The 21,133-nt window shown below is 72.0% G+C and carries 19 protein-coding genes; 10 read left to right on the top strand and 9 right to left on the bottom strand.

The window, feature by feature from the left end:
• Position 1: 1 nt before the first annotated feature.
• From ACZ3ZD_RS33435 to ACZ3ZD_RS33420, 4 genes are all read right to left on the bottom strand, one after another.
• Entirely contained in the window at positions 2 to 1,672 is a 1,671-nt protein-coding gene (locus ACZ3ZD_RS33435) for an alkaline phosphatase D family protein (RefSeq protein WP_467405875.1), read from the bottom strand.
• Between the two features lie 117 nt (positions 1,673 to 1,789).
• Positions 1,790 to 2,632 carry a thioredoxin domain-containing protein gene (locus ACZ3ZD_RS33430; protein WP_467405873.1) on the bottom strand — a complete coding sequence of 281 codons (843 nt, stop codon included), beginning with the start codon at positions 2,630 to 2,632 and terminating at the stop codon, positions 1,790 to 1,792.
• 66 nt (positions 2,633 to 2,698) lie between these two features.
• Complete coding sequence (locus tag ACZ3ZD_RS33425) at positions 2,699 to 3,379, bottom strand: hypothetical protein (protein ID WP_467405870.1); 681 nt, start codon at positions 3,377 to 3,379, stop codon at positions 2,699 to 2,701.
• Between the two features lie 68 nt (positions 3,380 to 3,447).
• The gene (locus tag ACZ3ZD_RS33420; RefSeq protein ID WP_467405867.1) at positions 3,448 to 4,773 is read right to left on the bottom strand and encodes a DUF2252 domain-containing protein; all 1,326 of its coding nucleotides are present in this window, start codon (positions 4,771 to 4,773) and stop codon (positions 3,448 to 3,450) included.
• 190 nt (positions 4,774 to 4,963) lie between these two features.
• Between ACZ3ZD_RS33420 and dnaE the strand changes: the two genes are divergently transcribed.
• Positions 4,964 to 8,503 (top strand): DNA polymerase III subunit alpha, encoded by a 3,540-nt coding sequence (gene dnaE, locus ACZ3ZD_RS33415; protein ID WP_467405864.1) that lies wholly within the window; start codon positions 4,964 to 4,966, stop codon positions 8,501 to 8,503.
• 80 nt (positions 8,504 to 8,583) lie between these two features.
• Here dnaE and ACZ3ZD_RS33410 read toward each other — a convergent pair whose 3' ends face one another.
• Positions 8,584 to 8,751 (bottom strand): hypothetical protein, encoded by a 168-nt coding sequence (locus ACZ3ZD_RS33410; RefSeq protein ID WP_358637451.1) that lies wholly within the window; start codon positions 8,749 to 8,751, stop codon positions 8,584 to 8,586.
• Between the two features lie 225 nt (positions 8,752 to 8,976).
• On the opposite strand from ACZ3ZD_RS33410, the gene ACZ3ZD_RS33405 reads away from it, so the two are divergent.
• The 4 genes from ACZ3ZD_RS33405 (at position 8,977) to ACZ3ZD_RS33390 (ending at position 12,840) form a co-directional block, all read left to right on the top strand.
• Positions 8,977 to 10,197, top strand: coding sequence for an NYN domain-containing protein (locus ACZ3ZD_RS33405; protein ID WP_467405861.1), 1,221 nt, complete (start codon positions 8,977 to 8,979; stop codon positions 10,195 to 10,197).
• Positions 10,198 to 10,255: 58 nt separating this feature from the next.
• On the top strand, positions 10,256 to 11,269 hold the full coding sequence (locus ACZ3ZD_RS33400) for an ABC transporter ATP-binding protein (protein WP_467405858.1): 1,014 nt from the start codon (positions 10,256 to 10,258) through the stop codon (positions 11,267 to 11,269).
• An 82-nt stretch (positions 11,270 to 11,351) separates the two neighbouring features.
• Complete coding sequence (locus tag ACZ3ZD_RS33395; protein ID WP_467405856.1) at positions 11,352 to 12,173, top strand: ABC transporter permease; 822 nt, start codon at positions 11,352 to 11,354, stop codon at positions 12,171 to 12,173.
• 34 nt (positions 12,174 to 12,207) lie between these two features.
• Complete coding sequence (locus ACZ3ZD_RS33390) at positions 12,208 to 12,840, top strand: AAA family ATPase (RefSeq protein ID WP_467405853.1); 633 nt, start codon at positions 12,208 to 12,210, stop codon at positions 12,838 to 12,840.
• A 118-nt stretch (positions 12,841 to 12,958) separates the two neighbouring features.
• Here ACZ3ZD_RS33390 and ybaK read toward each other — a convergent pair whose 3' ends face one another.
• The 4 genes from ybaK to ACZ3ZD_RS33370 form a co-directional block, all read right to left on the bottom strand.
• Positions 12,959 to 13,462 (bottom strand): Cys-tRNA(Pro) deacylase, encoded by a 504-nt coding sequence (ybaK, locus tag ACZ3ZD_RS33385; protein ID WP_467405850.1) that lies wholly within the window; start codon positions 13,460 to 13,462, stop codon positions 12,959 to 12,961.
• Positions 13,463 to 13,480: 18 nt separating this feature from the next.
• Positions 13,481 to 14,221 (bottom strand): LON peptidase substrate-binding domain-containing protein, encoded by a 741-nt coding sequence (locus tag ACZ3ZD_RS33380; protein ID WP_467405848.1) that lies wholly within the window; start codon positions 14,219 to 14,221, stop codon positions 13,481 to 13,483.
• An 11-nt stretch (positions 14,222 to 14,232) separates the two neighbouring features.
• A complete protein-coding gene (locus tag ACZ3ZD_RS33375) occupies positions 14,233 to 15,285 on the bottom strand; it encodes a hypothetical protein (RefSeq protein WP_467405845.1) in 1,053 nt (350 codons plus the stop codon).
• 174 nt (positions 15,286 to 15,459) lie between these two features.
• Positions 15,460 to 17,037, bottom strand: coding sequence for an oxidoreductase (locus ACZ3ZD_RS33370; protein WP_467405842.1), 1,578 nt, complete (start codon positions 17,035 to 17,037; stop codon positions 15,460 to 15,462).
• A gap of 259 nt (positions 17,038 to 17,296) precedes the next feature.
• Here ACZ3ZD_RS33370 and hisD point away from each other — a divergent pair, with 259 nt between their 5' ends.
• The 5 genes from hisD to hisH are packed head-to-tail and all read left to right on the top strand — an operon-like array spanning position 17,297 to position 21,131.
• Positions 17,297 to 18,622, top strand: coding sequence for a histidinol dehydrogenase (hisD, locus tag ACZ3ZD_RS33365; RefSeq protein WP_467405838.1), 1,326 nt, complete (start codon positions 17,297 to 17,299; stop codon positions 18,620 to 18,622).
• Complete coding sequence (locus ACZ3ZD_RS33360; protein WP_467405834.1) at positions 18,619 to 19,719, top strand: histidinol-phosphate transaminase; 1,101 nt, start codon at positions 18,619 to 18,621, stop codon at positions 19,717 to 19,719. Before hisD ends, ACZ3ZD_RS33360 begins: the two co-directional genes overlap by 4 nt.
• A 3-nt stretch (positions 19,720 to 19,722) precedes the next feature.
• Positions 19,723 to 20,316, top strand: a complete 594-nt coding sequence (gene hisB / locus ACZ3ZD_RS33355; protein ID WP_467405830.1) for an imidazoleglycerol-phosphate dehydratase HisB — start codon at positions 19,723 to 19,725, stop codon at positions 20,314 to 20,316.
• 3 nt (positions 20,317 to 20,319) lie between these two features.
• Complete coding sequence (locus tag ACZ3ZD_RS33350) at positions 20,320 to 20,484, top strand: hypothetical protein (RefSeq protein WP_467405826.1); 165 nt, start codon at positions 20,320 to 20,322, stop codon at positions 20,482 to 20,484.
• Positions 20,475 to 21,131 (top strand): imidazole glycerol phosphate synthase subunit HisH, encoded by a 657-nt coding sequence (gene hisH / locus ACZ3ZD_RS33345; protein WP_467405823.1) that lies wholly within the window; start codon positions 20,475 to 20,477, stop codon positions 21,129 to 21,131. Before ACZ3ZD_RS33350 ends, hisH begins: the two co-directional genes overlap by 10 nt.
• The last annotated feature ends 2 nt before the right edge of the window (positions 21,132 to 21,133 follow it).

Genomic DNA, 21,133 nt, shown 5'->3' with positions numbered 1-21,133 from the left:
GTCACACCGGGTCGTAGGTCCGCTCGACCTTCTGCGTGCCGCTGCGGGTGAGGTAGGAACGCGTCCAACCGGCCGTGGCGTTCGGGTCGGCGCGGTCGGACACGACGTAGTAGTCCATCTGCGCGCGGTCGGCCGTGATGTCCAGCACACCGAAGCCGTGCCGGTCGGTGTCCACCCAGTGGACGTGCCGGTTGGCGGCCCTGATGCCCGGCGCGGCGACCGCGGAGACCGTGCCCTCGGGCAGCTTCACGATGTCGTCCAGGTTGTCGGAGGTCACCGAGGTCACGACGAACTCGGTGGCCGCCGACGCCGACAGCGGGTAGGTGCCGGCGTCCACCGGCACGTCGTTGGCCCACGCCATGTGGATGTCACCGGTCAGGAAGACGGTGTTGCCGATGGCGTTGGAGCGCAGGTGCGCCAGCAGCTCGCGGCGGTCGTCGGTGTAGCCGTCCCACTGGTCGGTGTTGGCGGCGATGCCCTCCTGCGGCAGCCCGAGCAGCTTGGCGAGCGGCTTGAACAGGTCGGCGGAGAGGGAGCCGAAGGAGAACGGCGAGATCATCACCGAGTTGCCAACCAGTCGCCACCTGGTGTCGGAGGCCTTCAGACCGGCCTTCAGCCAGTCGAGCTGGGCCCGCCCGGTGAGCGTGCGGTCGGGGTCGTCCACCGAGCCGCTCGCGGTGGACGCCTGCTGGGAGCGGAAGGAGCGCAGGTCCAGCAGGGACAGGTCGGCGAGCTTGCCGAAGCGCAGCCGGCGGTAGGTGGTGCCGGCGATGGCCGGGCGGACCGGCATCCACTCGAAGTAGGCCTGCTTGGCGGCGGCCTGACGGGCGGTCCAGGTGCCCTCGGCGCCCTCGGTGTGGTTGACCGCGCCGCCCGACCAGGCGTTGTCGGCGAACTCGTGGTCGTCCCAGATCGCGATGACCGGCGCCTTCAGATGCAGGGCCTGGAGGTCGGGGTCGGTCTTGTACTGCGCGTGCCGGATCCGGTAGTCGGTGAGGGTGAGGATCTCGTGGGTCGGCGCGTGCGGGCGGACGACCTTGCCGCGGTTGGCGTACTCGCCGCTCTGGTACTCGTAGATGTAGTCGCCGAGATGCAGCCAGGCGTCCAGGTCGTTGCGCGCCGCGAGGTGGCGGTAGGCGGAGAACCAGCCCGCCTCCCAGTTGGCGCAGGAGACCACGCCGAAGCGCAGGGAGGGGACGGCCGCGTCCGCCGCCGGCGCGGTGCGGGTGCGCGCCACCGGGGAGTCGGTGCCGCCGGCCGAGAAGCGGAACCAGTAGTCGGTGGCCGGCTCCAGACCGCGGATGTCGGCCTTCACGGTGTGGTCGGAGGCGGCCGTCGCGGTGACGGAGCCCTGGGCGACGACGGTCGTGAACGCCTTGTCCCGGGCGACGGTCCAGCGGACCTCGGTGTCCGGGCCGATCCCGGAGCCGGGTATCGCGTCGGGGGCCGGGGTCACCCGGGTCCACAGCAGGACGCCGTCGGGCAGCGGGTCGCCGGAGGCGACGCCGTGCAGGAAGGCGGGGGTGTCCGTGGCGGCGCGGGCCGGCGATGCGGCGGCCAGCGGGCCGGCCAGGACAGCGGTCGCCGCCGCGGCCTTGACGACCGTACGGCGGCGGGGCGAAAGCGAGCCGAGGCCCTGGGAGGCCTCGGACGATCTGTATCGACTGGTCACGGACGATCAGGTTACTGATCGGTACGCGCCGAGGCGGGCGAACCCTCGAAAAGTTCGCCCGCCCTTCCTCCGCGGGTCACCCGGCACCGGTCCGGGCGGCCCTCGACCGCGGCCCGGCTACTTCTTGAGCGCCGCGTCGAGGGCGGTGTTGAAGTCCGCGACCGTCATGGGCGCGTTGCCCTGGGGGCCGGCGGTGAGCTTGTTGCCGTCCATGACCAGGCTCGGGGTGCCGCTCACCCCGTCCTTGTTGGTGTCGAAGGACTTCGACATGGCGAGTGCCCAGGCGTCGTACGTGCCCTTCTTCACCGCGTTCTGGAAGGTGGCGTTGTTCTTCAGCGCGGGGACGCCGTTCGCCACCTTGATGAGGTAGTCGTCGCTCTTGAACTTGTCGTCGGTCTCGTCCGGGTGGTTCTTCGCGGAGTAGAGAGCGGTCTTGTAGTCGAGGAACGCCTGGGGGCTGACGTTCAGCGCGGCGCCCAGGGCGCTCATGGCGTTCTTCGAGCCCTCGCCGCGCGAGCCGATCTGGCCCTTGCCGAGCGCGTCGCCGTCGAGGAACGTGCCGCCGATGAACTGGATCCTGAACTTGCCGGCGTCGAGGTCCTTCCTGACCGTCGGGCCGACCGCCTGCTCGAAGGAGGCGCAGATCGGGCAGCGCGGGTCCTCGTAGACCTTCAGGGTCTTCTTGGCGGTGTCCTTGCCGATGACGACGGTGGTGCCGTCGGTGCCCGTGGTGTGGGCCGGTGCGGTGACCTTGGCGTCCTTGAGCCCCTCCCAGTAGCTGGGCTTGTTCGCCTGGACGACGGCATAGCCGATGCCGCCCGCCGCGGCGAGCACGGCCACTACCGAGGCGGCCACGACGACCTGCCTCCTGGCCTTGTCGCGCTTGGCCTGACGCTCACGCTCCTGGCGCAGCCGTTCCCGGGCCGCCGTCTTCGCCGTCTGGCTGTTTCGCTTGCTCATGTTGGTGATCTCCATAGGGGACGCGCACACGTCGTACGCGGGATACGTGTGGGGGACTGGCCGTGCTCAGGCGAATGCCGGTGAACACGGTGGTCCACGCCGTCCCAGGGAGTGCGCGAGGAGCCGGTCGCGGGCGGTGGCGCGGCGCGGGGCCGGCCGGGTGGGCCGGTGGTCCGGCAGCGGCCGTGCGACGACCGCGGCCACCGCCAGCAGCAGCGGCCGGAAGGTGGTGGCGGCGACCGCGCGCAGCAGCTGGGTCAGCGCCCGCTCGCCCCGGCGCAGCCAGCCGGCCGCGAGCAGGCCCACGCCGATGTGCGCGGCCAGCAGCAGCCAGGCCGCGGCCGGGCTGGCGTGGGCGAGCAGCGCGTCCGCGCGGTCGGCGCCGCCGGTCATCCGGACCAGCGGGGTGCCCACCTGGCCCTCGCACAGCACGTGCAGGCCGACCGCCCGCAGCGGGCCGGCGACCGGGCCGCCCGCCGGGCCGTAGCAGGCGTGCTGGCCGGTGGTGAACACCGTGTCGGCGGCCAGCTCCAGCGGGATCAGCAGGGCCGCGATGCGGCCGAAGCCGCGCTCCCGGCCCGCCAGCGCGTACGCGGTGACGAACACCCCGGCGGCGACCGTGCCCACGGTCGCCAGCGGCAGCGGAGCACGGGACAGCAGCACGTGCGACGCGGTGCTGAGCGTCACGACGAAGGCCGTGAACAGCGCCGCGCGCACGGCTCTGAGCTGGGTCCCGGATATGTCCATAGCGAGAGGAGAGTCTGTCACGTACGCGAGTAAGGGACCCCTAAAGGGTGCCTGTGAATCCGCGAAGGTTACAGCCCCGGAATCCGGCCGTTGCGGAACAGGTCGAGGAAGATCTGGTGGTCCGCACGCGCGCGTGCGCCGTAGCGGTGCGCGAAGTCCACCAGCAGGGGCGCGAAGCCCTCCTCGTCGGCCGCGAGCGCCGCGTCGATGGCCCGCTCGGTGGAGAACGGCACCAGCGACTCGCCGGAGGTGTCGTCCGCCGCCGCGTGCATCGCGGCGGTGGCCCGGCCCAGGTCGGCGACGACGGCCGCGATCTCCTCCGGGTCGTCGATGTCGTCCCAGCCCAGGTCCACGGCGTACGGCGAGACCTCGGCGACCAGCTGGCCCGCGCCGTCCAGCTCGGTCCAGCCGAGCCACGGGTCGGCGTGCGCCTGCAGGGCGCGCTGCGAGATCACCGTGCGGTGGCCCTCGTGCTGGAAGTACTCCGCGATGGCCGGATCCGTGATGTGCCGGGAGACGGCCGGGGTCTGGGCCTGCTTGATGTAGATCACGACATCGTTCTCCAGGGCGTCGCTGTGGCCCTCCAGGAGGATGTTGTACGACGGCAGGCCCGCCGAACCGATGCCGATGCCCCGGCGGCCCACGACGTCCTTCACCCGGTAGGAGTCCGGGCGGGCCAGGGAGGAGTCCGGCAGGGTCTCCAGATAGCCGTCGAACGCCGCCAGGACCTTGTACCGGGTGGCCGCGTCCAGCTCGATGGAGCCGCCGCCCGGCGCGAAGCGGCGCTCGAAGTCACGGATCTCGGTCATCGACTCCAGCAGCCCGAACCGGGTCAGCGAGCGGGCGTCGCGCAGCGCGTCCAGCAGCGGACCCTGGGCGGTGTCCAGCGTGAACGGCGGCACCTCGTCCTGCTTGGCGCCCGTGGCCAGGGCCTGGATGCGCTCGCGGTAGGCGGCCGCGTAGACCGTCACCAGCTCGGTGATCTGCGCGTCGCTCAGGGCCTTCGCGTACCCGATGAGCGCCACGGACGCGGAGAAGCGCTTGAGGTCCCAGGTGAACGGGCCGACGTAGGCCTCGTCGAAGTCGTTGACGTTGAAGACCAGGCGGCCGTTGGAATCCATGTACGTGCCGAAGTTCTCGGCGTGCAGATCGCCGTGGATCCACACGCGCGAGGTGCGGTCGTCCAGGTACGGGCCGCCGCGCTTCTCCGCGTCGAGGTCGTGGTAGAAGAGGCACGCCGTGCCCCGGTAGAACGCGAAGGCCGAGGCCGCCATCTTGCGGAACTTCACCCGGAACGCGGCCGGGTCGGCGGCCAGGAGCCGGCCGAAGGCGGTGTCGAAGACGGCGAGGATCTCCTCGCCGCGCTGCTCCTCGTCGAGCTGGGGGACCGACATCGCTGGGTGCCTCCTGGTGCAGTGCCTGTACGACAGCGTCTCTGCCGTACCCAACGCACGAAGGTACGCGGAGGTGCCCGCGCGCCGCCCGACCACCACCCCCCGATGTCGGTGGCGAGGCATAGACTTCGACGCTGACCCCACAACCGTCCGCCAGCCGTCGCCGAGTGTGTCCCCCGGAGGCCTCACCGTGTCAAAGCCGCCCTTCACGCACCTGCACGTCCACACCCAGTACTCGCTGCTGGACGGTGCCGCGCGGCTGAAGGACATGTTCAACGCGTGCAACGAGATGGGCATGACGCACATCGCCATGTCCGATCACGGCAACCTCCACGGCGCGTACGACTTCTTCCATTCCGCGAAGAAGGCCGGAATCACCCCGATCATCGGTATCGAGGCGTATGTCGCGCCCGAGTCGCGGCGCAACAAGCGCAAGATCCAGTGGGGCCAGCCGCACCAGAAGCGGGACGACGTCTCCGGCTCCGGCGGCTACACCCACAAGACGATGTGGGCCGTGAACAGCACCGGTCTGCACAACCTCTTCCGGCTCTCCTCCGACGCCTACGCGGAGGGCTGGCTGCAGAAGTGGCCCCGGATGGACAAGGAGACCATCGCCAAGTGGTCCGAGGGCATCGTCGCCTCCACCGGCTGCCCCTCCGGCGAGGTGCAGACCCGGCTGCGCCTCGGCCACTTCGACGAGGCCCTGAAGGCCGCCTCCGAGTACCAGGACATCTTCGGCAAGGACAGGTACTTCCTGGAGCTGATGGACCACGGCATCGAGATCGAGCGCCGGGTCCGCGACGGCCTGCTGGAGATCGGCCGGAAGCTCGGCATCCCGCCGCTGGTCACCAACGACTCGCACTACACGTACGCGCACGAGGCCGGCGCCCACGACGCCCTGCTGTGCATCCAGACCGGCAAGAACCTCTCCGACCCCGACCGCTTCAAGTTCGACGGCACCGGCTACTACCTGAAGTCCACGGACGAGATGTACGCCATCGACTCCTCGGACGCCTGGCAGGAGGGCTGCGCCAACACGCTCCTCGTCGCCGAGATGGTGGACACCACCGGCATGTTCGAGAAGCGCGACCTCATGCCCAAGTTCGACATCCCCGAGGGTTACACCGAGGTCACCTGGTTCAAGGAGGAGGTCCGCCGCGGCATGGAGCGCCGCTTCCCCGGCGGCGTCCCCGAGGACCGCCAGAAGCAGGCCGAGTACGAGATGGACACGATCATCTCGATGGGCTTCCCCGGCTACTTCCTCGTGGTCGCCGACTTCATCATGTGGGCCAAGAAGCAGGGCATCGCGGTCGGCCCCGGCCGAGGCTCCGCGGCCGGCTCGATCGTCGCCTACGCGCTCGGCATCACCGACCTCGACCCCATCCCGCACGGCCTGATCTTCGAGCGGTTCCTGAACCCCGAGCGCATCTCGATGCCCGATGTCGACATCGACTTCGACGAGCGCCGGCGCGTCGAGGTGATCCGGTACGTCACCGAGAAGTACGGCGCCGACAAGGTCGCCATGATCGGCACGTACGGCACCATCAAGGCCAAGAACGCGATCAAGGACTCGGCGCGCGTGCTGGGCTACCCGTACGCGATGGGCGACCGCATCACCAAGGCCATGCCCGCCGACGTCCTCGGCAAGGGCATCCCGCTGTCCGGCATCACCGACCCCAGCCACCCGCGCTACAGCGAGGCCGGCGAGGTCCGGGGGATGTACGAGAACGAGCCGGACGTGAAGAAGGTCATCGACACCGCGCGCGGCGTGGAGGGCCTGGTCCGGCAGATGGGCGTGCACGCCGCCGGCGTGATCATGTCCAGCGAGACCATCACCGAGCACGTCCCCGTGTGGGTGAGGCACACCGACGGCGTGACCATCACCCAGTGGGACTACCCGAGCTGCGAGTCGCTCGGCCTGCTGAAGATGGACTTCCTGGGCCTGCGCAACCTCACGATCATGGACGACGCGGTCAAGATGGTGAAGGCCAACAAGGGCCTCGACATCGACCTGCTGTCCCTCCCGCTCGACGACCCCACGACCTTCGAGCTGCTCCAGCGCGGCGACACCCTCGGCGTCTTCCAGTTCGACGGCGGCCCCATGCGGTCCCTGCTCCGGCTGATGAAGCCGGACAACTTCGAGGACATCTCCGCCGTCTCGGCCCTGTACCGGCCGGGCCCGATGGGCATGAACTCCCACACGAACTACGCGCTGCGCAAGAACGGGCAGCAGGAGATCACGCCGATCCACCCGGAGCTGGAGGAGCCGCTCAAGGAGGTCCTGGACGTCACCTACGGCCTGATCGTCTACCAGGAGCAGGTGCAGAAGGCCGCCCAGATCATCGCCGGCTACTCGCTCGGCGAGGCCGACATCCTCCGCCGCGTGATGGGCAAGAAGAAGCCGGAGGAGCTGGAGAAGAACTTCGTCATCTTCCAGGCCGGCGCCCGCAAGAACGGCTACAGCGACGAGGCCATCCAGGCCCTGTGGGACGTGCTGGTCCCGTTCGCCGGCTACGCGTTCAACAAGGCGCACTCGGCCGCGTACGGCCTGGTGTCGTACTGGACCGCCTACCTGAAGGCGAACCACCCCGCCGAGTACATGGCCGCCCTGCTCACCTCCGTCAAGGACGACAAGGACAAGTCGGCGGTCTACCTCAACGAGTGCCGCCGCATGGGCATCCGGGTCCTCCCGCCGAACGTGAACGAGTCGGAGTCGAACTTCGCCGCCCAGGGCGACGACGTGATCCTCTTCGGCCTGTCCGCCGTCCGCAACGTCGGCACCAACGTCGTCGAGTCGATCATCAAGTGCCGCAAGGCGAAGGGGAAGTACACCTCCTTCCCCGACTACCTCGACAAGGTCGAGGCGGTGGTCTGCAACAAGCGCACCACCGAGTCGCTGATCAAGGCCGGCGCCTTCGACTCGATGGGCCACACCCGCAAGGGCCTCACGGCGCAGTACGAGCCGATGATCGACAACGTGGTCGCGGTCAAGCGCAAGGAGGCCGAGGGCCAGTTCGACCTCTTCGGCGGGATGGGCGAGGAGACCAGCAGCGAGCCCGGCTTCGGCCTCGACGTGCAGTTCACCGACGAGGAGTGGGACAAGACCTATCTGCTCGCCCAGGAGCGGGAGATGCTCGGTCTCTACGTCTCCGACCACCCGCTCTTCGGCCTGGAGCATGTGCTGTCCGACAAGGCGGACGCGGGCATCGCCCAGCTCACCGGCGGCGAGCACGCCGACGGCGCGGTCGTCACCATCGGCGGCATCATCTCCGGCCTCCAGCGCAAGATGACCAAGCAGGGCAACGCCTGGGCGATCGCCACCGTGGAGGACCTCGCGGGCTCCATCGAGTGCATGTTCTTCCCGGCCACCTACCAGCTGGTGTCGACCCAACTGGTCGAGGACGCCGTCGTGTTCGTCAAGGGCCGGCTCGACAAGCGCGAGGACGTGCCCCGGCTCGTCGCCATGGAGCTGATGGTCCCGGACCTGTCCAACGCGGGCACCAACGCGCCCGTGGTCCTCACCATCCCGGCCACCCGGATCACCCCGCCCATGGTCAGCCGCCTCGGCGAGATCCTCAGCCACCACAAGGGCGACAGCGAGGTCCGGATCAAGCTCCAGGGCCCGCGCAAGACCACCGTGCTGCGCCTGGACCGGCACCGGGTCAAGCCCGACCCGGCCCTCTTCGGCGACCTGAAGGTCCTGCTCGGCCCGTCCTGCCTGGCCGGCTGAGACCGCCGGCATGAGGCAGCGGAAAGGGGCGCACCCACCACGGGTGCGCCCCTTCCGTATGCCGGGGCTTCAACTGCCCTTTAGTTGTGGCCGAAGCTCTTCTGCTTCTTACGGGCACCATCCGCGGGGCCGCCCTGGATGTGCGACACCGGCGACTCGTGCTCCTCCGCCGGGGGACGCTGCGCGTGCTCGCTCTGCTGTGCGCGGTTCTGCGGGCCGGCCTGCTTGCGGTTCTTGTTCTTGGCCATGGTGATCTGCCTCCTGTGGGGGATCTAGGGGCCAGGGCCGGGACCAGATTCACATACGCTGACATCGGCCGCATGTCGGATAATTACCGTGTGTGACAGGGAAGCTGGGCGGACCGGAACCCGAAACGCCACGCCGAAGATCGAGTTCGGGCCGTTAAGCCCCGCGCGGTCGGGCAGACTCGAAGGAAGTCCGAAGCAAAACCTCCCGGGAAGAGGGTGAGTCGCGTGGACCGATGCATCGTCCTGGTGGACGCCGGGTATCTGCTGGGGGCCGCCGCCAGCCTCCTCGCCGGCGAGCCCTCGCGGTCCCGGATCACCGTCGACCACGCCGCACTGATCCAGGCCCTGCGGGAGCGCGCGGAATCCGACACCGAGCGCCCCCTGCTGCGCATCTACTGGTTCGACGGCGCCCCCGACCGGGTCCCCCAGCCGGAACACCGCAGGCTGCGCGTGATGCCCCGGGTGACCGTCCGGCTGGGCGCCCTGACCCGCAGCGACGGACGCTGGGCCCAGAAGGGCGTCGACGCCGCCATGCACGCCGAGCTGACCGAGCTGGCCCGCAACCGGGCCTGCTCCGACGTCGTCCTGGTCACCGGCGACGGCGATCTGCTGCCCGGCATGATGGCCGCGAAGGAGCACGGCGTCGCCGTCCACCTGTGGGCCGTCCAGGCCGCCGACGGCGACTACAACCAGTCCGAGGACCTGGTCGCCGAGGCCGACGAGCGGCGCGTGCTGGACCGGGCCTGGATCACCCAGGCCGTCCGCGCCAAGGAGCTGACCGGCGTCTGCGCCCCGCCGCCCGCGCCCCGCCCCGAGATCGCCGCGATCCTCTCCGCGCCGCTGCCCGAGTCCGCGCTGTCGACGGCCGAGCGGCAGCCCGAACAGCCCGCGCACCCCCAGGCCGCCACGGCCACGGCGAACGGCACCGCGGAGCGGGCCCCCGCCGCCAAGGGCGTCCCCACCCCCAAGGACCTGGCCGCGCTGCGCGCACCCGGTGCCCCGTCCGCGCAGCACCCCACGACGGCGACCCTGCGCTGGTCCTCCGACAAGGGCTGGGTCGACCGGCCGGGCGTGGTCGCCGAGCCCCCCGAGGCCGCCTCCATGCCGACGCTGGCCCAGCTCACCACCGCCGAGCAGCGGTGGGCCGACCGGGAGGAGGACATCACCACCGTCGGCGGCGACCCCTACGAGGTGGGGCAGGTCTTCGCCCGCCGCTGGATCTCCCGGCTCGGCGACCAGAGCCATCTGCAGCGGCTGTCGCAGATGTACCCGCGCATCCCGCACCGCATCGACGGCGAGCTGCTGCGCTACGCGGCACGGTTCGGGCTGCTCGCGCACAAGGACGACCAGATCGACGAGCACGACCGTTACGCCATTCGGGCGGGGTTCTGGCGGGAGATCGACGTACCGGCGGCGGCCGAGCAGCAGACGCCCGCCGCCGACTGAAGCCCCCGACCGCCCCCAAAGGCGAGTAAAGGCCCCGGACCCCGTACCCTCGTCCCTTGTGAGTACGCGCGCGGGACAGGCACTTCGGTACGACGAGGTCGTACGCGTGCGCGGGCTCGGCAAGACCTACCCGGCCGCCAGGGGCCGCCGTGGCAGCCCGGGCACCCCCGAGGTACGGGCCACCGACGGCGTCGAGCTGGACGTGCGGCGCGGTGAGATCTTCGGGCTGCTCGGCCCGAACGGCGCCGGCAAGTCCACCCTCGTCCGGCAGGTCACCGGCCTGCTGCGGCCGGACACCGGCAGCGTCGAGATCCTCGGCCACGACATCGTGCGCCATCCCGAGCGCGCCGCCAGGCTCCTCGCCTACCTGGGCCAGGAGTCCACCGCCCTGGACGAGCTGACCGTCTCCCTCGCCGCCGAGACCACCGGACGCCTGCGCGGCCTGGACGTACGGCGGGCGCGGGCCGAGCGGGACGCCGTACTGGAGGAGCTGGGGCTGACCACCATCGCCGGGCGGGCCCTGAAGAAGCTGTCCGGCGGGCAGCGGCGGCTCGCCTGCTTCGCCGCCGCCCTCGTCGGTGAACGGCCGCTGCTCGTGCTGGACGAGCCGACCACCGGCATGGACCCGGTGGCCCGGCGCGCCGTCTGGGCGGCCGTGGACCGGCGGCGGGCCGAGCACGGGACGACCGTGCTGCTCGTCACGCACAACGTCATCGAGGCCGAGTCGGTTCTGGACCGGGTCGCCGTGCTCGATCAGGGCCGGGTCATCGCCTGCGACACCCCGGCCGGGCTGAAGGCGCGGGTCGCCGGCGAGGTGCGGGTGGAGCTGGTGTGGCGGGAACGGGCGCCGCTGGAGGTGCCCGAGGTCGCCGTGCTGCGCGAGCGGGCCGCGGAGTCCGGCCGGCGCTGGACGCTCCGGCTCGCGCCCGAGGAGGCCCGTGCCGTCGTCGCCACCGTGACCGGCGGGGCCGCGTTCGCCGCCCTGGACGACTTCACGCTGGCCACGCCCAGCCTGGAGGACGTCTACCTGGCGCTGGGCGGCGCGGCCCGGCAGGGGCTGGTGAAGGCGTGAGCACACCGGCCGCGGAACGCGTATGCATGTGCGCGACTGCCGTAGGGAACGCGACTGCCGTAGGGAAGAGGAGCAGCTCGTCGTGAGTGCCGTACCCGCCGAGGTCCTGCCGGGCGGCGCCCGGGCCGTGCCGGATACGGCGCCCGGCGCGGCCGAGCTGGGGCCGCCCGCACGGCTGTGGCCGTCGCTGGTGGCCGTGTACCGGGCGCAGCTGTCCCGTGCCCGGGTGGCGCGGATCCCGCTGCTGTTCGTGGCGACCTTCCAGTCCGTCGGCATCACCGTGATGATGCGCGGGGTGGTCGACAGCGGCCACGAGGCCCAGTCCGTGGTGGCCGGATCGTCCGTGCTGGTCGTCGCGTACGTCGCGCTGAACCTGCTGTCGCAGTACTTCGGGCAGTTGCGGGCCAGCGGCGGACTCGACCACTACGCCACCCTGCCGGTGCCGCCGGCGGCCGTGGTGCTGGGCGCGGCGGCGGCGTACGCCTCCTTCACCGTGCCGGGGACCCTGGTGACCGCGGTCTTCGGATGCGCGCTGTTCGGGCTGCCGCTGACCAACCTGTGGATCCTGGTGGCCGTCATCCCGCTCGCCGGGGCCGCGCTGGCCGGGCTCGGCGCGGCGTGCGGGCTGCTCGCGCCGCGGCCGGAGCTGGCCACGCTGCTCGGGCAGCTGGGCATGTCGGCGGCGCTGCTGCTGGGGGTGCTGCCCGCCGACCGGATGCCGGAGGTGGTGCGGCTGGCCCGCGATCTGCTGCCGTCGACCTACGGCGTCGAGGCGTACGCGCGGACGTTCGGGGAACATCCCGACTGGGCCGTGGTCCTCGCTGACCTGGGAGTGTGCGCGGGTGTCGGCGTGGTCTCGCTGGCGGCGGCGGCCTGGGCGTACCGCAGGGCCGCCGTCCGGTGACGCGGCCCACAGCACGACCTGGCACGATGTTCAGGTGACCGCACCGCTGACTCCGCCTCCGCCGCCGCACGACAACTCCGCGCACCAGGTCCGGCAGGCGCCGCCGCCTGCCGGGGGGCTGGGCGCGGGCGCGTACGAAGAGGACGGCCCCGGGATGAAGACGGAACTGCGGGAGGCCGCCGTGATCACGGTCGCGGTGGCGCTGTGCGGGGTGCTGCTCGGGTTGCTGTGGTGGTGGCTGGCGCCGCATGTGCCGCTGGTCGGGGACGAGATCGACAGGAGCTGGGTCGTCTACCTCAAGGACACCGAGGGCGAACAGGCGATAGGGGTGGACGGCACGTTCACCCTGCTGGGGCTCGCGTTCGGCCTGGTCAGCGCGGTCGTGGCGTTCCTGCTGCGGCGGCGCGGAGGTGTGCCGCTGGTGGTGGCGCTGGGGCTCGGCGGGCTCCTGGCCTCCCTGCTGGCCTGGCGGCTCGGGGTGTGGCTGGGCCCCGAGTCCGACGTGCTGGCCCACGCGCGCGCCGTGGGCAAGGGCGTGACGTTTTCGGCCCCGCTGAAGCTGTCCGCCAAGGGCGCGCTGCTGGCGTGGCCCCTGGCAGCCCTCCTGGCCCACCTCGCCCTGACCACCCTCTTCGGCCCCCGAGACCCCGAACCACCACTCGACTGAGCAAGGGGGCGGTGGGGGCGCTTCCCGGCCCGCGCCGGCCGGCGCGGGCCGTCGGGGGGCGGTACGAGCCCCGGGCCGGTGAGCCCGGGGCGGTCGGTGCCGGCATCGGGCGTCCTGGTCAGCCTCGGCCGATCGGGGCCAGGACCGCTTCCGTCAGATGGGCCAGGTCGGCCGGGGTCAGTTCCACCTCCAGGCCCCGGCGGCCCGCCGAGACGCAGATCGTGGGGTGGGTCCGGGCCGAGTCGTCCAGGACCGTGCGGAGCTTCTTGCGCTGGCCGAGGGGGGAGATGCCACCGCGGACGTAGCCCGTGGTGCGTTCGGCGAGGGCCGGGTCGGCCATGGTGGCCCGCTTGCCGCCCACCGCCGCGGCCAGGGCCTTCAGGTCGAGGGAGCCGGCCACCGGGACCACGCCGACCACCAGGGAGCCGTCCACGTCGGCGACCAGGGTCTTGAAGACGCGGTCGGGGGAGACGCCCATCGCCTCGGCCGCCTCCTCGCCGTAGGAGGGGTGGGACGGGTCGTGGTCGTAGGCGTGGACCGTGAAGTCCACGCCCGCCGCCGTGAGGGCGACCGTCGCGGGCGTCCCCCCGGACTGCTGCTGCTTCTTCGGCTTCTTCGCCATCGGGGTGTCGTGCTTCCCTCAGTTCAGACTGGTGGGCGTCCGGGTCAGCTCGAACGCGGGCAACGACGGCAGGTTACGGATGATGGCCGTCTCCGCGCGAAGGAGTTTCAGCTCGTCCCGCAGCCGGGACGCGGTGTCCGGGGCCTGGAGCAGGCGCTGCTTGGTCGGCGTGTCGTGCACCATCGCCGCAGCCACCAGGTACGACACCACGCCCGGGTCGTCCGGCAGTTCGGCGCCGGTGGACAGCGAGCGCTCCCGGGCGCCCGCCAGGCGCTTCTGGTACTGGCGGAAGGAGCGCAGCACGCCCTCGGCCAGCGCGCCGGCCTCGTCCCCGGGCTCCTCCGGCAGCTCCTCCAGCTCCGCGGTGAGGAACGGCCCCGACGCGTCCACGGACAGCAGCCGCACCCGCGTCGTGCCCGTCGCCAGCACCTCGAAGGTGCCGTCGGCCCGCTCCCGGACGGTCGCCGCGTCCGCCACGCAGCCCACCCCGTGGAGGGCCTTGAGCGGGTCGGGGCCCAAGCCGGCGGCCGGGCCCCGCTCGGGTTCGGCCGTGGGATCGGGCATGCCCGGGGCGCTCGGCGCCACCTCGTGGCCGTCGCGGATGGCGACGACGGCGAACCGGCGCGGTTCGTCCTCGGGGGTCTTCAGCAGCTCGCGCATCATGGCGCGATAACGCTCCTCGAAGACGTTCAGCGGCATGACGAGCCCCGGGAACAGCACCGAGTTCAGCGGAAAGAGCGGGAGACGGACGGTGGTCACGGCGCCCCAGCCTAGTGGTCCGCGGCGCCGGCGTGTCCGCCGTGGCCGTCGGGGGCGTCCGGGACCACCGTCAGCAGCCCGGCCGGGGCGGGCCGCGGGCCCCCCGTCTCCAGGTGCTCGCGCAGGCGCAGGAAGTGGCCGAGGGGGTCGTCCGAGAACCGGTCCCAGGGGAACGACGTGGCGTACGGGCCGATCAGGCGCAGCTGGGTGCGGGCGTCCTCCCAGCGGTCCAGCCGCAGCAGCACGTACAGCAGCTTGTTGCGGACCTCGGCGGGCCACGGGTCGGCCGCCGGGAACCGGCCGGAGAGCCCGATGGCGCGGTCGGCCGCCGCGTCCAGCCGGGCCCGCGGCATCTCGGGGCGGCTGCCGTCGGTGAGGTAGCCGAAGGCGGCCCGGGCGGGCAGCGCCTGGACGAGCGAGTCGGCCGGGGCGTCCTGCGCGGCCCGGTCGGCGAAGTCGAAGCGCTCGCGGTGCGAGCCGGGCCAGAAGGTGGCGAGGTAGCGCAGGGCGGCCACATGGCAGCCGTAGTGGTGCGGGGCACGCCGTACGGCGGCCTCCCACAGCTCTTCGAAGTAGCGGTGCCCGGCCCGCGAGCCGCGCGCGTGGTCCAGCGCGATCCGCCAGGGCACCGGGTCGCGGTCGTCGGCGCGGGCGGCCGCGGTGATCGGCGGGCTCGCCTCGCGCAGCAGCTCGGCGCGGGCCGGCGAGGACCAGGCGCGGTCCACCGCCAGCTGGGCCCCGACCAGCAGCACGCCGGGGTCGTCCGGGGCGGCGGCGCGCCACTGCTCGTACCACTCGGGACGGGAGCGGGCGAAGGCGGCCAGGCGGCGTACGTACCGGTCCCGGTTCTCCCACTCGGTCGCGGCGCGGGTGGCGGCGAGCAGGGCGGCCGCGGTGGCGTACTCGCCGCGGCCGGCCGCGACCAGCGCCGGGGAGAGGCGGTCGTCGGGCGCGTCGAGCACGGCCTCGTCCCCGGCCGGCGGTCGGGCGGCCGGGAGCGCGGCGCGTTTGGTCATCCGGGTGGGGCGGATGAACGAGGGCAGCAGAGCCATGGTGTCGACCATTGAAAGTCCGCAGGTCGGGGCGGCGCCAGAGGCTCCGGTCAAGTCATGGAAAGTTGTACGCCGGGAAGTCAAGGGCCGGTAAAAGGTGAATGTTCAAATTGTGTGCGCCCCGGCACCCCGTGAGGACGACCTTCACCCCGTGAGGACGCCGTGCCCGTCTTGCCCCCTGCGCCGTCAGCTGCGCCGCAGCAGCCGGGTCGCGCCCGCCGCCACCGTCGTGGCCAGGACCCAGCCGAGCAGGACCATCACCGTCGCCAGCCACTGCCAGCCGCCACGCAGCTGCCACTGGCCGACCTGGCCCAGGTCGATCACCGGCAGCAGCAGGTCCAGCGTGAACAGCGCCGGGCTCCACGCCGGATGGCCGCCGGAGTTCACCGGCGGATGGTCGGCGTGCGCGAACGCCAGCGTGCCCGCCGCCCACAGCACGGCCATCCACACCGCGGCACGGCCGGGCCGGTAGCCGTAGGCCACCACCCAGTCCTGCACGAACCCCCAGACCTTCCCGGCCGGGGGCAGCGTCTCGCGCCGCCGGCGCTGCTTGGCGAGCAGCACCTCGCGCGCGTCCTCGTCCTCGCCCGCGGCGCGCAGCACCGCCGCCAGCCGCTCGTACGGCTCCGGCGCGTACTCGGCGGTGGCCGCCGCCACCCACTCCAGGCGCCGGGTCAGCGGGAACGGGCCCTGCGGCACCAGGTTCTCGTAGGCGAATCCGCCCATGTGCAGACGGCCCGCCTCCGGCCAGCTGCTCGCGCGGTCCACCAGGTTCACGATCCGCGCGCCGGACAGCACCACCCGGCCGCGCTGCGGCTTGTCCCCGAGGAAGCGCAGCTCCGGCGTCTGCACCCGGCGCAGGGACAGCTCCTGGTCGTCGGTGAGGTCGAACCGGGCCCGCTCCAGGTCGACGGCGTCCCCGAACCGCCCGTCGTCCAGACGCACCCCGCCCCGGCACTCGAACACCTGGATCCGCGTCCCGCGCGCGGGTGTGGTGCCGCTCAGCAGCGGGCTGCCCACGCCGGCCGGGGTCAGGTACAGGGTGCGCTCGACGGTGAGCTGGGGGGCGTTCAGGGCGAAGCGGGCGTAGGGGTTGGCGAGCACCGCGCCGCGCAGGCTGAGCGAGACGCCGATCTGGGCGCCGCGCAGGCTGAACTCGCCGTGCGACTCCAGCAGCTCCGCCTGCAGGTCCTGGCCCACGGTCATGCCGTCCGCCGCGATCGACCGGCCGCTGCGGTCGCGGTGCGCGATCGCCTGGTTGAGCAGCAGATCGGTGCCGATGTGCGCGTCCGTCAGCCGGACCCCGCCGCGGAACCGGCAGCGCGGCAGATGCAGATCGCCCTCGGTGTGCACGCGGGCCGCCTCCAGGCGCGGCACCGAGCAGTCCACCAGGCGCACGGTCGTGAACCGGGCCTCCGGCACCCGGACCTCCTCGTCGAAGCGGCAGCGGGTCAGCTCCACGTACGGTGTGACGTGGCCGCCCGCCAGGTCCAGCGTGCCGGTGATCCGCACGCCGGCCAGCTTCAGCGCGGGCACCCGGCCCGCGAGCGCCGGCGGGCCGTCCAGCAGCAGCCAGCAGACGATGCGGGCGCGCACGGTCCGCCCGGGGCCCCACGGATGCCCGCCGTGCGGATCGTCCACCGCGGCGTCCCCGCTGCTCAGGTCGTACACGCTGCCGTTGCGGAAGGCCTGCCACATGCCGGCCTCGGTGGCGGTCAGCTCGTCCGGCAGGTCCCCGGTACGGATGCCGGGCCCCTCGGTCACCGCGCTCCTCATCCCCCTTCGATGGTTTTCGGCGGTTGTCAGCCGTTGTCGGCCGTTGCCAGTGGTTCTCCATGGTTCTCGGCGCGTCTCACTGGTTTTCGTACAGCCGTTCATGCCCGCTGGGTGACCACCGGAACACCACACGTGAAGGTGATCTTCCGGGTTCGGCCAGCCTATGTAGCAGCCATTGGCCCGCGTTCTGTATCAGCCATTGATACGCGCGGACGGCTCCCGACGGCGGTCTGAGAGAATTGGGACTGTGATTTCCCGAATCGATCTGCGCGGCGACGCCCTTCCCGAGGGCCCCGCCCTGCGCGACCTGCTGCCCCGAGCCGACTTCGACGTATCGGCCGCCCTGGAGAAGGTGCGTCCGATCTGCGAGGCCGTGCATCATCGTGGCGACGCGGCGCTGATCGACTTCGCCGAGAAGTTCGACGGAGTACGGCTGGAAACCGTCCGTGTGCCGGCCCAGGCGCTCACCGACGCGCTCACGCACCTCGACCCGGCGGTGCGCGCGGCCCTGGAGGAGTCCATCCGCCGCGCCCGGCTGGTCCACCGCGAGCAGCGCCGTACGACGCACACCGTCCAGGTGGTGCCCGGCGGCTCGGTGACCGAGAAGTGGGTGCCGGTCGAGCGCGTCGGGCTGTACGCGCCGGGCGGCCGCTCGGTCTACCCGTCCTCCGTGATCATGAACGCGGTCCCGGCCCAGGAGGCCGGCGTCGCGTCCATCGCGCTCGCCTCCCCGGCGCAGGCCGAGTTCGGCGGCCTGCCGCACCCGACCATCCTGGCCGCCTGCGCCCTGCTCGGCGTGGACGAGGTGTACGCGGCGGGCGGCGCCACCGCCGTCGCGATGTTCGCGCACGGCACCGAGTCCTGCCCGCCCGCCGACATGGTCACCGGCCCCGGCAACATCTGGGTCGCCGCCGCCAAGCGCTACTTCACCGGCAAGATCGGCATCGACGCGGAGGCCGGCCCCACGGAGATCGCGATCCTCGCCGACGCCGGCGCCGACCCGGTGCACGTCGCCTCGGACCTGATCAGCCAGGCCGAGCACGACCCGCTCGCCGCGGCCGTCCTGGTCACCGACTCCGCCGAGCTGGCGGACGCGGTGGAGCGGGAGCTGGAGCCGCAGGTCGCGGCCACCAAGCACATCGACGACCGGATCGTGCCCGCCCTCAAGGGCAGGCAGTCCGCGATCGTCCTCGTGGACGGCATCGAGGAGGGCCTGAAGGTGGTCGACGCGTACGGCGCCGAGCACCTGGAGATCCAGACCGCCGACGCGGCCGCCGTGGCCGACCGGGTGAAGAACGCCGGCGCGATCTTCATCGGCCCCTGGGCCCCCGTCTCGCTCGGCGACTACGCGGCGGGCTCCAACCACGTCCTGCCCACCGGCGGCTGCGCCTGCCACTCCTCGGGCCTGTCCGTCCAGTCCTTCCTGCGCGGCATCCACATCGTGGACTACAGCAGGGACGCGCTCGCCGAGGTCGCCCACCACGTGGTGACGCTGGCGGAGGCGGAGGACCTCCCCGCGCACGGCGCGGCCGTCAAGGCACGGTTCGGTTGGAAGGTACCTGAAGGCAAGTGACCGGCATCGACGATCTCCCCGTACGGGACGAGCTGCGCGGCGAGTCCCCCTACGGCGCGCCCCAGCTGGACGTCCCCGTACGGCTGAACACCAACGAGAACCCCTACCCGCTGCCCGAGCCGCTGGTCGAGCGGATCACGCAGCGGGTGCGGGAGGCCGCCCGGAACCTGAACCGCTACCCGGACCGGGACGCGGTCCAGCTGCGCACCGAGCTGGCCCGGTACCTGACCCGGACCGGCAAGCACCCGCTCGGCCCCGAGAACGTGTGGGCCGCCAACGGCTCCAACGAGGTCATCCAGCAGCTGCTGCAGACCTTCGGCGGTCCGGGCCGTACGGCGATGGGCTTCGAGCCGTCGTACTCGATGCACGCGCTCATCGCGCGCGGGACCGGCACCGGCTGGCTCTCCGGCCCCCGCGGCGAGGACTTCACCATCGACCTCGACGCGGCACGCCGGGCCATCGCCGAGCACCGGCCGGACGTCGTCTTCCTCACCACCCCCAACAACCCCACCGGCAACGCGGTGCCGCCGCAGACGGTCCTCGCGCTGTACGAGGCGGCGCAGGCGGCCAAGCCGTCCATGGTGATCGTGGACGAGGCGTACGTCGAGTTCAGCCACGGCGAGTCGCTGCTGCCCCTCCTCGCGGGCCGCCCGCACCTGGTGATCTCCCGGACGATGTCCAAGGCGTTCGGCGCGGCCGGCCTGCGCCTCGGCTACCTGGCCGCGCACCCGGCCGTCGTGGACGCCGTCCAGCTGGTCCGGCTGCCGTACCACCTGTCGGCGATCACCCAGGAGACCGCCCTGGCCGCCCTGGAGCACACCGACACGCTGCTGGGGTACGTGCGGCAGCTGAAGGACGAGCGGGACCGGCTGGTCGCCGAACTGCTCGCCGCGGGCTACGAGGTGACGGAGTCCGACGCGAACTTCGTGCAGTTCGGCCGGTTCCAGAACGCCCACGAGGCCTGGCGGAGGATCCTCGACCGGGGCGTGCTGGTCCGGGACAACGGCGTACCGGGATGGCTGCGGGTGACCGCCGGCACCCCGGAGGAGAACGACGCGTTCCTCGACGCGGTCCGTGAGTTGAAGAAGGAGCTGTAACGCATGAGCCGCACAGGACGCGTGGAGCGCACCACCAAGGAGACCTCGGTCCTCGTCGAGATAGACCTCGACGGCACCGGGAGGACCGACATCGCCACCGGTGTCGGCTTCTACGACCACATGCTCGACCAGCTCGGCCGGCACGGTCTGTTCGACCTCACCGTGAAGACCGACGGCGACCTGCACATCGACTCCCACCACACCATCGAGGACACCGCGCTCGCGCTCGGTGCCGCCTTCAAGCAGGCGCTCGGCGACAAGGTGGGCATCTACCGCTTCGGCAACTGCACGGTCCCGCTGGACGAGTCCCTCGCCCAGGTCACCGTCGACCTGTCCGGCCGCCCCTACCTCGTGCACACCGAGCCCGAGAAGATGGCGCCGATGATCGGCGAGTACGACACGACGATGACCCGGCACATCCTGGAGTCCTTCGTCGCCCAGGCGCAGATCGCGCTGCACGTGCACGTGCCCTACGGCCGCAACGCCCACCACATCGTGGAGTGCCAGTTCAAGGCGCTGGCCCGGGCCCTCAGGTACGCCTCCGAGCGCGACCCGCGCGCGGCCGGCATCCTCCCGTCGACGAAGGGCGCGCTGTAACCCATGAACGGTCTGTCGACCCTCCTGATCGTCGTCGGCCTCTTCCTGCTCGGCGGCATCGTCTCCTTCGTCAAGCAGAAGATGCCCACCAGCCTGATCGTGCTGCTCTCGATCGGCGCGGGCCTGTGCCTGGTGGCGGGCGTCATGCGGCTGGAGGTGTGGAATTGAGCACCGCGTCCGGGAAGAAGAAGGTCGTCGTCTTCGACTACGGCTTCGGCAACGTCCGGTCCGCCGAGCGGGCCCTCGCGCGCGTGGGCGCCGACGTCGAGATCACCCGTGACTTCGACCGGGCGATGAACGCCGACGGCCTGCTGGTGCCGGGCGTCGGCGCGTTCGCCGCCTGCATGCAGGGCCTGCGCGCGGCGCGCGGCGACTGGGTCGTGGACCGCCGGCTGTCCGGCGGCCGCCCGGTCATGGGCATCTGCGTCGGCATGCAGATCCTGTTCGCGCGCGGCATCGAGCACGGCGTGGAGGCCGAGGGCCTGGACGAGTGGCCCGGCACGGTCGCGCCGCTCCAGGCCGACGTCGTGCCCCACATGGGCTGGAACACCGTCGAGGCCCCCGCAGGCTCGCAGCTGTTCGCCGGTCTGGACGCCGACGCCCGCTTCTACTTCGTGCACTCCTACGCCGTCCACGAGTGGCACCTGGAGACGAACAACCCGGTGCTGGAGGCCCCCAAGGTCACCTGGACGACCCACGGCAAGCCGTTCGTGGCCGCCGTGGAGAACGGCGCCCTGTGGGCCACCCAGTTCCACCCCGAGAAGTCCGGCGACGCCGGTGCCCAGCTCCTCACCAACTGGATCGGAACCCTGTAGAC

The organism is Streptomyces sp. NPDC023481, from assembly GCF_055560195.1.
Note: the sequence above shows the minus strand (reverse complement) of the source record. Positions and strands in the feature narration are given on the sequence as shown.